The 12,758-nt window shown below is 46.1% G+C and carries 11 protein-coding genes; 5 read left to right on the forward strand and 6 right to left on the reverse strand.

Annotated elements, in window-relative coordinates; all coding sequences use genetic code 11:
* Positions 1–274: 274 nt before the first annotated feature.
* Both dapA and QT990_RS00175 read right to left on the reverse strand, forming a co-directional pair.
* On the reverse strand, positions 275–1,168 hold the full coding sequence (gene dapA / locus QT990_RS00170; RefSeq protein ID WP_333464761.1) for a 4-hydroxy-tetrahydrodipicolinate synthase: 894 nt from the start codon (positions 1,166–1,168) through the stop codon (positions 275–277).
* Between the two features lie 107 nt (positions 1,169–1,275).
* Positions 1,276–2,319 (reverse strand): aspartate-semialdehyde dehydrogenase, encoded by a 1,044-nt coding sequence (locus QT990_RS00175; RefSeq protein WP_333411689.1) that lies wholly within the window; start codon positions 2,317–2,319, stop codon positions 1,276–1,278.
* 1,015 nt (positions 2,320–3,334) lie between these two features.
* Between QT990_RS00175 and tig the strand changes: the two genes are divergently transcribed.
* From tig to clpX, 3 genes are all read left to right on the forward strand, one after another.
* Positions 3,335–4,762 (forward strand): trigger factor, encoded by a 1,428-nt coding sequence (gene tig / locus QT990_RS00180; protein ID WP_333138494.1) that lies wholly within the window; start codon positions 3,335–3,337, stop codon positions 4,760–4,762.
* Positions 4,763–5,284: 522 nt separating this feature from the next.
* A complete protein-coding gene (gene clpP / locus QT990_RS00185) occupies positions 5,285–5,974 on the forward strand; it encodes an ATP-dependent Clp endopeptidase proteolytic subunit ClpP (protein ID WP_333045253.1) in 690 nt (229 codons plus the stop codon).
* Between the two features lie 9 nt (positions 5,975–5,983).
* Entirely contained in the window at positions 5,984–7,327 is a 1,344-nt protein-coding gene (gene clpX / locus QT990_RS00190) for an ATP-dependent protease ATP-binding subunit ClpX (protein ID WP_333138491.1), read from the forward strand.
* A gap of 206 nt (positions 7,328–7,533) precedes the next feature.
* On the opposite strand, the gene QT990_RS00195 is transcribed toward clpX, so the two are convergent.
* From QT990_RS00195 to QT990_RS00205, 3 genes are all read right to left on the reverse strand, one after another.
* Entirely contained in the window at positions 7,534–8,058 is a 525-nt protein-coding gene (locus QT990_RS00195) for a hypothetical protein (RefSeq protein ID WP_333138489.1), read from the reverse strand.
* 19 nt (positions 8,059–8,077) lie between these two features.
* Positions 8,078–8,326 carry a hypothetical protein gene (locus QT990_RS00200; RefSeq protein WP_333138487.1) on the reverse strand — a complete coding sequence of 83 codons (249 nt, stop codon included), beginning with the start codon at positions 8,324–8,326 and terminating at the stop codon, positions 8,078–8,080.
* Positions 8,327–8,450: 124 nt separating this feature from the next.
* The gene (locus tag QT990_RS00205) at positions 8,451–10,532 is read right to left on the reverse strand and encodes a DNA polymerase III subunit gamma/tau (RefSeq protein WP_333464762.1); all 2,082 of its coding nucleotides are present in this window, start codon (positions 10,530–10,532) and stop codon (positions 8,451–8,453) included.
* Between QT990_RS00205 and QT990_RS00210 the strand changes: the two genes are divergently transcribed.
* Together QT990_RS00210 and QT990_RS00215 are read left to right on the forward strand one after the other, a co-directional pair.
* Positions 10,509–10,781, forward strand: coding sequence for a hypothetical protein (locus QT990_RS00210; protein WP_333138483.1), 273 nt, complete (start codon positions 10,509–10,511; stop codon positions 10,779–10,781). The two genes, QT990_RS00205 and QT990_RS00210, sit on opposite strands and share 24 nt — an antisense overlap.
* Positions 10,782–11,070: 289 nt before the next feature.
* On the forward strand, positions 11,071–11,982 hold the full coding sequence (locus tag QT990_RS00215; RefSeq protein ID WP_333464763.1) for a hypothetical protein: 912 nt from the start codon (positions 11,071–11,073) through the stop codon (positions 11,980–11,982).
* A gap of 17 nt (positions 11,983–11,999) precedes the next feature.
* On the opposite strand, the gene QT990_RS00220 is transcribed toward QT990_RS00215, so the two are convergent.
* Positions 12,000–12,722, reverse strand: a complete 723-nt coding sequence (locus tag QT990_RS00220) for a DevA family ABC transporter ATP-binding protein (protein ID WP_333411684.1) — start codon at positions 12,720–12,722, stop codon at positions 12,000–12,002.
* Positions 12,723–12,758 lie beyond the last annotated feature (36 nt).

The raw sequence follows: 12,758 nt of genomic DNA on the forward strand, positions 1-12,758 counted from the left end.
GGCATCCTGCCTGTTCAAGACAAGCTTTTTGGGAGGTTTTTATCTGTTGTTCGTTGATGGGGGCGATTTTTTCCAAGATATTTGTGGAAAACTCCCCTACGGGGTTTTACTATCCCCTACAGTCAGTTGTCTTTTGCCTTCAGTCTTTAATCCTCAGTCTTTACTTTTTGACTGTTAGCTAATTACTAACAGTTAATTACTAATGACTAATGACTAACAACTAATGACTTATCACAACCAATATTCAGTTGTCTGAAAACTCGTTCCCGCTCGTCTAGCTAGCTGATACTGCTGCTAGCTGACTCAGTACGTCCTTTAACTTTTGAGTTACCTCAACGGGCGGATCGCACAGGGGCGGACGGGTGGAGCCTACATCCCAGCCTTGAAGTTTGAGAGCTGTCTTGACGGGAATGGGATTTGTGGTGAGAAAAAGAGCTTTAAACAGGTCAAAAAGTTGCAAGTGAATCTGGGTAGCGACTTGAACTTGACCGGCCTCGAAAGCTTTGATCATCTGTTGCAGTTGCTCTCCTACCAGATGGCTGGCTACGCTAACTACACCAGATCCTCCTACCGCCAACATTGGCAAAGTTAGGGAATCATCTCCAGAATAGATGGCAAATTCAGGGGATGTCAAGCACCGAATTTGACTTGCTTGATCCAAGTTGCCACTGGCTTCTTTTACGGCCACAATGTTGGGGATTTCTGCCAATCTAGCCACCGTCTCCGGCAACATATTCTGACCAGTGCGACCGGGGATGTTATATAACATTATAGGCAATTCTGGAGCAGATTGCGCGATCGCCCGAAAATGATTATATAAACCTTCTTGCGGCGGCTTGTTGTAATAAGGAACCACCTGCAAACAACCATCTAACCCTAGTCTAGCTGCTTTTTGGGTAGCTGCGACTGCTTCTGAAGTAGAATTCGATCCGGCTCCTGCGATTACCAACGCCTTACCGGCCACCGCCTTTTGTACCACCTGAAATAATTCGTACTCTTCATCCCATGTCATAGTGGGAGACTCGCCAGTAGTGCCGCACACTACCAGGCTATCTGTACCGCGATCGGCTAAATGAACTGCCAATTTTTCTGCTACCGCATAGTTAACGCTGCCGTCTTCCTTAAACGGCGTAATCATTGCAGTCAGAACCCGTCCAAACTTTACCACACTTTCTCCGATTTTAGACTGTTGATGTTTGATTTTAAATTTTTGATTTCAGATGAAAGGTTGATCTAAAATCCCCAATTTCAATTTCCCAATTGCCAGGGTTCCCCCTAAGTAGAAGCCGCCGCCACTTGGGTTCGCAACAAATCTTTTTGGGCCAGCAACTCAGCTATCTGCACCGCATTTAAAGCCGCCCCTTTGCGAATTTGATCGCCCGACAGCCACATTTCCAACCCGCAGGGGTGAGAAATATCTTGGCGAATCCTGCCGACTAACACGTCATCCTTACCGCTGGCCTCGACCGGCATCGGGAAATAATTAGCTTGCCAGTCTTCTACCAGCTTAACCCCGCTTGCCTGCTTTAAGATTTCCCTGGCCTCGATCGCGCTAAAAGGCTCTGCAAACTCTAGATTAATCGCTTCCGAATGAGCCCGCAGTACGGGAACCCGCACACAAGTTGCCGTAATTTTAATCTCGTCCGTACCAAATATCTTCCGAGTTTCGTTTACCATTTTCATCTCTTCTTCACAATACCCCAAATCATTAATCGGGGTGTTGTGCGGAAACAAATTAAATGCTAAGGGGTAGGGAAATATATCTGTTTGGGGCGTTTCCCCCTGCAAAATTGCTCTTGCTTGAGCTTTCATTTCCTCCATTGCCCTCGCCCCCGCGCCGCTGGCTGACTGGTAAGTCGCTACAACTATGCGCTGTATCGGCCTAACTTTGTGAAGCGGCCAAACGGCAACTGCCATCAAAATAGTCGTGCAGTTGGGATTAGCAATTATACCTCGGTGAGCTGCCGCCGCTTGGGGATTGACTTCTGGAACCACTAGCGGTACGTTCGCATCCATGCGGAAAGCGCTAGAATTGTCAATTACCACTGCTCCGGCTGCCACTGCTTGCGGAGCCCATAATTTAGAAGTAGAGCCGCCGGCAGAGGCGAGCACCAGATCTACGTTATCAAACGATCGCGCCGAAACTGCTTCGACCGACAGCATCTCGCCGCCAAAAGGCAAAGTTGTGCCTGCTGAACGTTCCGAAGCCAGCAGCTTCAAGTTAGAAATCGGAAAACTCCTGCTGTGCAAGAGTTCTAGCAACTCGGCTCCGACTGCGCCGGTAGCCCCTAAAATGGCAACTCGATAGGATTGAGACAAATTAGTTTCCTCCACAAATTAAAGTCTAAACGATCGAAATCAAAAATTTAAATAACTGCAATTCTCAATATCAAACTTAATTAATGTTATGCGACATCAGGAGCATGAGAGGATAGCAATGGTGCAGTTAAGCGAAAAGGCAGATCGAACTTCCTGAATGCGACGTGCGATCGTACCCAATGCCAGTTTAGCATCTTTTGTCGCTCGCCCACGCCCAATCCGCATCCGGTTAAGTTTTGCGATATATCTGCATTTTCGCAGGCGCATCCATTGACTTTGACTGGCCGCAGAGACCGGCAAGATTGACATCACAGGGCGATATGTGCTATGGTGCATCGGCAATTAGTGGACTTAACCTCCACATTCCTAGCAGCAAAAGCTAGTATCCTCAAACCAAAACTATTTGGCAAGAGCCAAAAAAGTAGCCGGCAATGACTTACAGTCTCATCCGGTAAAGGTGTTGTAGTTGTGCCGTTACGAGTCAAAGCGTACCAAATTAAAATGCAGGCAAAGTCAGATTTGTATGTATTTTATCAAGGAAATTGGGTCTAAAACCCTGTCCTTCTAGGACGGCTTTAATTTCTTAAATCCCTTCCTAAAAGTCAGGAAATTTCTAGTATTCTAGAGTAGTCAAGGTTAAACTCCTGCGCCCTAGTGCATAAAAACAGTTAACGACACACTTTGGCGCGTAAACCGGGGGACAAAGAGCGGCGAAAACTCTATAAACAGCTAGGGGCTTAACACAGTTCCTTTAACCAGAGAAACAAACTATTTAGTCTTGTTAAGTAGGGTAGGGCATACCCGAACTCTAGGTAAATATCCTAGTACGCTTTTGGAGATAGACCAAGAAGGGATGACTGCGAATCAGGCTCGTTAATTGGTAGGATTTCTACGGTTAAAAAGTTTGAGGATTGCCGAAAGGACGCAACATTTTAAGGTCAGTCGCTGAATTAAGAATCCCTGTCCTTTAGGTCAGGGAGTGTCAATACACTATTGTTAAATATCAAAAAAGCCGATGAAAGTAACCCAGGAAAAACTTCCAGCTAGCCAAATTGGTCTGGAAATCGAAGTACCGTCAGAAAAGTCAAAACAAGCTTACGAGCAAGTAATTAAACAATTTGCTCGCGAGGTTAATATTCCTGGGTTCCGCAAAGGCAAAGTTCCCCGTCAAGTTTTGCTACAGCGCCTAGGCCAGACTCGTTTGAAGGCGACGGCTTTGGAAAATTTGATTAATGATTCCCTGCAAAAAGCCCTCGAACAAGAAAAAATTGCCGCAATTGGCAGTTTTGAACTTCGCACCGAGTTTGAAGAATTACTAGAGAAGTTCGATCCAGAACAGCCTCTGATTTTTTCGGCGAAGGTTGATGTACAACCCGAAGTGAAAATGGGTCAGTACACAGGTTTGCAGCTTCAAGCAGAAGAAGCTAAGTATGATGAGGCTCAGGTAGATGAGGTACTGGCCAAATATCGATCGGACAAAGCTACTTTAATCCCTGTAGAAGGCCGGCCGGCTCAGTTGGGAGACACGGCTTTGGTTGATTTCTCCGGTAGATTTGCGGAAGCACCCGAAGGCGAAACTCCCGCAGAAATTCCTGGCGCTCAAGCAGAAGACTTTCAAGTAGAATTATCGGAAAATCAGTTTGTACCGGGCTTTATCCAAGGCATGATCGGGATGAATCCAGGAGAAACTAGAGAAGTTTCTGTGCAGTTCCCAGATGAGTATAGCAGTGAAGAATTAGCGGGGAAACCTGCCGTCTTTACGATTACTCTCAAAGAACTTAAGGAAAAAGAATTGCCGGAGTTGGACGACGACTTCGCCCAAGAAGTCAGCGAGTTTGAAACTTTAGCAGAACTGCGCGAATCGCTCGAAACTCGGTTTAAAGCAGACCAAGAAAACAAGACATCAGCTAATAAGGAAAAAGCTATATCAGCAGCCCTCGCGCAGCTAATAGAAGTGGAAATTCCCGAAACAATGCTCGATCGCGAAATCGATTATTTGTTGAATCAACAAGCCCTCCAATTGAAAAATTACGGCATAGATATCAACCAACTGTTTACCGAAGAAAATATGGGCCCGATGCGGGAACGCTCGCGCCCGGAAGCAATCGATAGGCTCAAGCAGACTCTAGCTCTGGCAGAAGTAGCCAAGCTGGAATCCTTATCTGTTGAACCAGCAGAAGTAGCAGCAGAAGTAGCAAAAATCAGAAAGCAGTTTCCCAAAGGAGATTTTGACCCCCAAAGGTTGCAGGAATTTGTAGCAGAAGACTTGCTCAAACAAAAAACCCTGAAATGGTTGGAAGAAAAAGGAACAATCGAACTCGTACCAGAAGGCTCACTGACTCCTGCCGCAGAAGAATCTGATGCAGATGCAGATGATGCAGATGATGCAGAAACTTCAGAAGCAGCCACAAGCGTCGAAGTTGAAGTTGTAGGCGAAGATTAGGGCGCAGAATCAAAGTAGTAGCGACACCGCACGCCAGCCCTTCTTCGTGTCAACAAACACGTTAAACCCGCAGTCCGGCAGGGGTTTAAACCCCTGCCTCAAAGCTAAAGTCCTCGCTATGAGGACTGAATAATTCATTAGTCCTCATAGGGAGGACTTTAGCTATAAGCCCCGTGGAATTCATTCCCTGGCGGACTAGCGGGCCCACTGGTGGACTTGGCGGGCTGAAATCTTAAGTGGACACTAAGGGGGTATTGGAGTGTCCCTACGGCGGGGATCGATCGGAGGTATCTGAAGTGCGATCGAATTTTACGTTAAATGTCGAGCTACTGTTGAATTTGGGTTAAATAGTCACAAGATTTTTGCTCGACTATACCCAATGCCCAATGCCCCATTCCCCATTCCCCATTCCCCATTCCCCCGATATCTGTTCAGAAGAGGCATAATAGTTAAAAGCTGGCGGCTTAATTTAAAGCTTTCATCAGCAGCAGCAAATTGTCTAGAATCCTTGACTGGTGTCTTATGGTTGTATCTCAATCTTCCAATTACCTAATTACAAGCTATAACGATTTTGATGTCAGTTCCAGCCCCAGCAATGTAGTGCCGATGGTGCTAGAACAGTCGGGGATGGGCGAGCGAGCCTTTGACATTTACTCGCGCTTGCTGCGGGAGCGAATTGTGTTTTTAGGGACTCCCGTAACCGACGAAGTTGCTGACTCGATAGTGGCTCAGCTATTGTATCTAGATGCCGAAGACCCAGAAAAAGATGTCCAAATGTACATTAATTCCCCCGGCGGCTCGGTGACGGCCGGCATGGCAATTTATGACACAATGCAGCAAATCCGCCCGGATGTGGTGACGATTTGTTACGGTTTGGCAGCGAGTATGGGCGCATTTCTACTGACAGCAGGAGCCCACGGTAAGCGGATGTCTCTTCCGAGTTCCCGGATTATGATTCACCAGCCGCTTGGAGGCGCTCAAGGTCAAGCAGTTGATATTGAGATTCAAGCCAAAGAAATCCTTTATCATAAGCGTAAGCTGAATCAACTGCTAGCGCACCACACAGGTCAACCGATCGACAAATTAGAGGCGGATACAGAGCGCGACTTTTTTATGTCAGCCGAGGAAGCCAAAAATTACGGTTTGGTCGATCGAGTTATCGAAAAGGAAAACCTTCCGACGGCGGGAGAGAATGTCACTGCACTGAATTAAGAGGCTGTTATGTCTAAGTACGACTCCCATCTAAAATGTTCGTTTTGTGGCAAGTCTCAAGAGCAAGTACGCAAGTTGATCGCAGGCCCTGGGGTGTATATCTGCGACGAATGCGTTGACTTGTGCAATGAAATTTTAGATGAGGAGTTGTTTGATTCGAGTGCAGTACCCGCAGCGGCGGTGCCTCCGAAGCAGGAAACGACGCAAAAGCGCCGCGCTACTTCGGGCAAAAGTATGTCGCTGAGCCAAATTCCCAAGCCGAGGGAAATTAAAAATTATCTCGACGAAAATGCGATCGGGCAAGATGAGGCGAAAAAGGTGCTCTCGGTGGCAGTTTACAACCACTACAAGCGCCTCAGCTTTATCCATGCCAAAAATAGCGGCAAGCACCCGCCGGAAGAAGTAGAACTGCAAAAATCGAATATTTTGTTAATCGGGCCGACTGGTTGCGGCAAAACTCTGCTGGCTCAGACTTTGGCAGATATGCTAGACGTGCCCTTTGCGGTGGCTGACGCGACGACGCTGACGGAAGCGGGCTATGTCGGGGAAGATGTGGAAAATATTTTGCTGCGGCTGCTGCAAGTGGCAGATATGGACGTGGAAGAGGCGCAGCGCGGAATTATTTATATTGATGAAATTGACAAAATAGCCCGCAAGAGCGAAAATCCTTCGATTACGCGGGATGTGTCTGGGGAAGGCGTACAGCAGGCGCTGCTGAAAATGCTTGAGGGGACGATCGCCAATGTACCTCCCCAAGGTGGCCGTAAGCATCCCTACCAAGACTGCATCCAAATTGACACTAGCAATATCATGTTTATCTGCGGCGGTGCTTTTGTCGGTCTTGAGAAAGTGATAGAGCAGAGAACGGGTAAAAAGTCAATGGGTTTTATTCAGCCGGGAGAAGCTCAGCCGAAGGAAAAGCGGGCTGCTGATGTACTCAAGCAACTGGAACCGGATGATTTGGTGAAGTTTGGGATGATTCCTGAGTTTATTGGGCGGGTGCCGGTGGCGGCGGTGTTAGAGCCGCTGGATGAGGAAACGTTGATGGCGATTTTGACTGAGCCGCGCAATGCTTTGGTTAAGCAGTATCAAAAGCTGCTGAAGATGGATAATGTGCAGTTGGACTTTAAGCCAGAGGCGATTCGGGCGATCGCCCAGGAAGCATACCGCCGCAAAACTGGAGCACGGGCGCTGCGGGGAATTGTCGAAGAATTGATGTTGGATGTGATGTACGAGTTGCCGTCGCGCAAGGATGTTGCCCGGTGTACGATTACTAAGGAAATGGTCGAGAAGCGATCGACCGCCGAGTTGTTGGTACTTCCCTCTTCCCTACCCAAGCCAGAGTCAGCTTAAGTTCAGATATTTTACTATTCTCGTGGAACAGGCAGGATGCCTGTTCCACAAAAATTAAATTTTCTTGTGGGGTGGGTTCTTATAGCCCGCTCTAAAGCATTATTGAACGAAGTCAGCGCAACGAGAGACTAAAGAATCCAGTATGAAATCTATTTGTGGAAAGGAGGAAAAGTCGGCCAAAGCTAGGGAGCGAGAGAAGTTGATTTTTAGTCATTTTCGGTTTCATCTAGATCGTCGGGTTTCAATCGTTTTAGACTTTTTTCACTAATCGGGAAATACACATTGAGGGATTGATGTCCTTGGTAAGTATCAGTGAATTTCCATTCTAAAATTAAAGCGGCTACAATCAAGCAACCGTTAGCAACATAAGACCCAGTGTCTTTAATACCAAATTTACTTTTTTTTCTAGCCCACCAATTTTCACAAGCGTGTTTTAACCCATAACTTGTATGTCGATAATTAAATGATTTGATGGACTCTATTTGACTCAGCCAATATCGAGAGCGATAAATTTGGTCAAGATAATATTTATTATTCCAATCTTCGATTTGCCACAGCTTAAATTCACTCGCATCTGTCCCCATTCTAATTTTGTAACGGCTGTATTGTTGTTCAGTCTGAAAATACCCATCAACAGTTAACCAAGGATGTTTTTCAACTACGGTCAAAACTCTCTTCCATTCTGATTCAAAATCGATACCTAATAAAAAAGGAAAATCGTATTCGCTCAAAAGTTTTCTCATTTTTTCTCTACCTCAACAGGAGGACAAGTATTAGTATAGCAATAAAGATAACTGGTGCTGCCAGCCTAGCCCAAAACAAGGTTTCTGTAAGTTCCAAAGCCAGAAAATCCCAGACACCAACAGATATCCACAGGATAATACCTACCAAACTCAAAATAGCGGAGAGCGACATACTCGCCGGAAACCCTGAAAACGGTTGTATAATAGCAACCGCCAAGGCGGTTATGGCATAAACGGGATTTTGAGTGCGGAGCATTGTGGAACAGGCCGGAGAGCCCGTTCCTAATAATAGTGCAAGATGTAATATCAACTGGACTTAATATTATATGTCAAGCCAATTCCCAATTCCCAGTTCCCAATTCCCAATTCCCAATTCTCATTTACCAATCTATAAAATCATCCTCATTTAACTCAGAAGATAACTCGGAAAAATCGGGTTCAGATTCCAATCTAAAAGTTTCCGACTCCCAAATCTCCAAGTCATCCGACAAATCGACTACTTCCCCGTCAAACATATCAGCCAACTTCCTAGTCGAATTCGCGACATTTCGCGCATCATCACGCACCGCTATAGCCTGAGCGTTAAAGTCATTTTGAGAGTCTGTAGAACCGTTTGTGGGCGATCGCGATTCGGAAATTGCCGGCACATTAACGGCGGTATTTTCAGGCGCTGGCGGGTGTTTTTGTTCTTCTCTACCCTTCCCCAAAAAATCCTCTGTAATCTCAGAACCCGCCGAGTTCTGCACCTGTTGGCCGGCATCATCTGCAGGATGAGAATTCCTGGGATTTTCGCCACCAAGTCCGTTAGAAGTAGGCAAATCCTTGGCGCGGGAACTTTTAGTTTCAGCGGGATTTGTCAAGCCCACCTTTACTGTTACTCGACGGTTAAAAATTTGCAAAAAAGCTTCTTCAATATTAGCTACTTTGTCTTTAACCATATTGAGCAACGGCTGCGAACTAATCTTAACATGAGCAGTATCATTGCTAAAAATTACTAGCTGTCCATGTTGGCGAAGCAGCGATTGAGTGCCATGCGGCCGCACGCGGTCAAGTACCTGTTCCCACACTCGATTTAAATCGATTTCATCGGCCCAATTAGTCGGGGAATAATTTGTTTGATTAGTTTCAGCAGTTGGTACAGGTGCGGGAATTGCAGCAGGAGGTGTGCTTTCTATCCGATTAGCCATAGGCTGCGACTGAGGTGGATGATTTTGCGAATTGGGAACTGAAGATTGTTCAATATTAGATGTCTGACTTCCCCCCGATTGTAGGGGCGGTGCCCCCGTGCCCGCCCTTGGTTGGGGGGGGTGATTTTGTGGTGGTTGAGCAACATTTTTAGCTGGTTCGGCTGTTGGTTGCTGCTGAGTTCTAATTGCTGAGGGCAACAATCCCAACAGCGTTACTTCCAGCCATAAACGCGGCTGAGTGGTGTTTTTAATTTGCACTTCGTGGGTTTGCAAATGTTTCTGACCTGCCAAAATCAACTCCGCATCCCAATGGCGGGCAAAATCCGCCAATTTTTCCCAAGTTGCCGATGTTAAAGCTACTAAATCTGACCGCTTTGGTGCAGCTTTGGCTATTAGCAAATCTCGGTAAAAGCTCGCGAGACTTTGCAGCACGATTAGCGGTTCCCGACCGCGATCCATGAGGTGGCGAGTCATGTCTATTAGTGCTGTAGCGTTATCTTTGTCAATAGCTTGCAGCAAATCCATTAAATCATTTTCGGGAACCGCGCCGACTAAATCCCAAACTTTTTCAACTGTTACTTGACCGGGAAATAAGCTCAGTTGGTCTAGCAAACTTTCGGCATCTCGCAGACCTCCTTGGGCGATTTGAGCAACCATTTGTACTGCATCACTGGCAATATTGATATTTTCTAATTGGGCAATTTTGTGCAAATGAGCAATCATTGCTTCGAGGGGTATGCGGCGAAAGTCGAACTTTTGGCAGCGAGAAATAATAGTTGGTAATACTCTTTGTGGGTCGGTTGTTGCGAGAACGAATACAACGCGATCGGGCGGTTCTTCTAGGGTTTTCAATAAGGCATTAAATGCCTGGGTACTGAGCATATGAACTTCGTCGATTACATATACTTTATAGCGGCACTGTACGGGGGAAAATTGAGCTCGTTCGATCAAATCCCGAATGTTATCTACTCCGGTGTTGCTGGCGGCGTCAATTTCGATGACATCTAGTGTGGAACCTCGGGCAATTTCTTGGCAAACGTTGCATTTGCCACAGGGGGTCGGGGTGGGGGCAACCGTAGAAATACAGTTGAGAGATTTGGCGAAAATTCTGGCACTAGAGGTTTTACCGGTGCCTCTGGGGCCGGTGAATAGATATGCTGGTGCTATGCGCTCTTGTAGGATGGCGCTGGTGAGGGTTTGGGCGATCGCCTCTTGACCGACTAATTCGGCAAATGTCTGAGGGCGATATTTGTGGTGCAGGGGTTCGTAGGTCACGATCGAATATTGGTGGTATTAGCTGTAATCTTAGCTAAGGAGACGTTGTTCGATCGCAAAGAGGGTTCGACTCTCACAGCCAGCCGCCCGGTGGGCTTGCAAGGCGGGAGTGAGGGCACAGTAGGAATTATCACTCTCCCAACGTCCGCCCCTCGATCGTCCGGGCGATCGGCTGTTCTCCGTGATGTTTTCCGCTGCTCGCTCCCAGAGTTACTATTAATTTATGTGTATTTCTTTTTATTTTGCTAGAAACGGAGACCGCCGAACAAACATTTTTTTAGCTGTATTGGTATAATATATTACAGACAATTCACCATTTCTATTGGCCAGTACCAGCGCGGGATTCTCCGATATTTCGGAAACCTGCTTGCAGTTAAAGATAAAGTATTAATTAGAGGGTGCGTGCTCCAGTTGCAGAAATCCAGTTGTACCAAGATGATGGTGGAATAATGTCAATGTTGGTTGATCCAGTTGCACTACCAGCTCTACTCTGGAGTCCTGTATAAATATAGCGTCAAATTTTACCCTTTAAAAGCCCATGTCAACCCAAATAATCCTTGTAGAACCAAGGTTGGCAGTAGCCTCTCCCAAACCTAAAAAGGCTAAACCCGGAGATCCGTCCTCAGACCAACTCTTAATAGGAGGGGCGGGATTACTGTTGTTATTGCTTATCGGTTTAGCGGTGTTTACCAAGCTAAAACTCGACGATTTGAGTAAAAAGCTCAAATTTGAAGAGTTTAGAAATCGAGAACTCCAGAAAAAATACAAAATGGCTCTGGAAACCATGTCAAAGATGGAAAAGAATCCCGACCTTATCCACTCGCGAGACTTTAATTTAGACTACCTGAGAATGCGGATGGCGGAAGAAGTATTTCACTTTGCCATTGTGAACCAGATTAAGGTAAAAGTCAAAGAGAAAATTAGTATTGCCCTGCGTCCGACTCAGGCTGCCGTGGGAGATAAAAACGGGAATGCCGGCAGCGGCAGGCAAGTAGATTCGATGTTTGATATCGAATACGAAACTGGCGATCCCGCAGTAAAAATAGAAAAACGAGTGCTGTTTCGGATTCAAATTAAGCTGATGAAACTGCCGACTCAGGCAACATCAGCGACAATTAATCAAATTATTGACTGTTTGGAAACTTATCTGAGTCCTTCAGACGACCACGACAGTTGGCAGCCGACAATTCAAGGTCGCATCGTTCATATTGAGTGGGATCAAAAAGCCAAGCCGACGCCGATGTTGGTGCTGGAACAGTCGAATGAAGGGGTAAATGTTACCTTTAGGACTACGAGAACGCCTGCTGGTAGACCTGCAAATGACCTTGAGAGCCAGTTGACAGGAACGAAAGGCCAAAAAAGCGGCAAAAGTAGTTCTAAAACTCCAGCCAAAGGTACAACAAAAAGTCCTACCAAGGTAGGAGGAAAGCGTCCCGGTTCTCGGAAATAAGTTGAGGTGAATTAATATTATTTTCCCGAAAGAACGCCTGTGGCAGCCGTTGTGGTTCTGTCTTGTGCGAGGTAGCCGTCTTCCATGTGAATAATGCGATCGGCTATGTCTAAAATGCGGTTGTCATGGGTGACAAGCAAAATAGTGCAGTGCTGTTCTTTGGCCAAACCTCGCATAATTTCTACCACATCTCGACCTGATTTACTGTCTAGGGCTGCTGTGGGTTCGTCTGCTAATACTAATTTCGGCTGGCTGACTAATGCGCGGGCGATCGCAACTCTTTGTTTTTGTCCGCCAGAAAGACTGCTTGGGTAATAATCTATTCTGTCTCCCAACCCCACAGCTTCCAGAATCCCTTCTATTTTATCATTAGTTTCTTGGTTAGAAAGATGGTTGTGCAGGTCAAGGGACATTTGCACATTTTGCCTAGCTGTCAAGCATTTGAGCAAATTATGAGCTTGGAAAATATAGCCGATGTCGCGACGGATTTTAACTAATTTATTTTTCGCCGTTCCCCGCAATTCTTGGTCGAGAATTTTCAGACTACCTTCTTGGATCGATCGCAAAGCTCCAATTAAGGTTAACAATGTTGTTTTCCCAGACCCCGAAGGCCCTGTCATCAGCACGATTTCGCCCGGATAAATTTCGAGGTTGATATCAAATAATGTCTGTTTGCGAAGTTGACCTTCCCCGAAAGAATGATTGAGATTTTGAATTGAGACAACTGGTAAAGTATTCATGGTTATCAGTTATTAGTTATTAGTTATTAGTTATTA

Source organism: Microcoleus sp. T3_B1 (genome assembly GCF_036700445.1).
GTDB lineage: Bacteria > Cyanobacteriota > Cyanobacteriia > Cyanobacteriales > Microcoleaceae > Microcoleus.

What these genes read in the sequence shown, in the direction of transcription:
- tig (WP_333138494.1), top strand. Translation starts at nt 3,335, where the DNA reads ATGAAAGTAACCCAGGAAAAACTTCCAGCTAGCCAAATTGGTCTGGAA.
- clpP (WP_333045253.1), top strand. Translation starts at nt 5,285, where the DNA reads ATGGTTGTATCTCAATCTTCCAATTACCTAATTACAAGCTATAACGAT.
- clpX (WP_333138491.1), top strand. Translation starts at nt 5,984, where the DNA reads ATGTCTAAGTACGACTCCCATCTAAAATGTTCGTTTTGTGGCAAGTCT.
- QT990_RS00200 (WP_333138487.1), bottom strand. Translation starts at nt 8,326, where the DNA reads ATGCTCCGCACTCAAAATCCCGTTTATGCCATAACCGCCTTGGCGGTT.
- QT990_RS00215 (WP_333464763.1), top strand. Translation starts at nt 11,071, where the DNA reads ATGTCAACCCAAATAATCCTTGTAGAACCAAGGTTGGCAGTAGCCTCT.
- QT990_RS00220 (WP_333411684.1), bottom strand. Translation starts at nt 12,722, where the DNA reads ATGAATACTTTACCAGTTGTCTCAATTCAAAATCTCAATCATTCTTTC.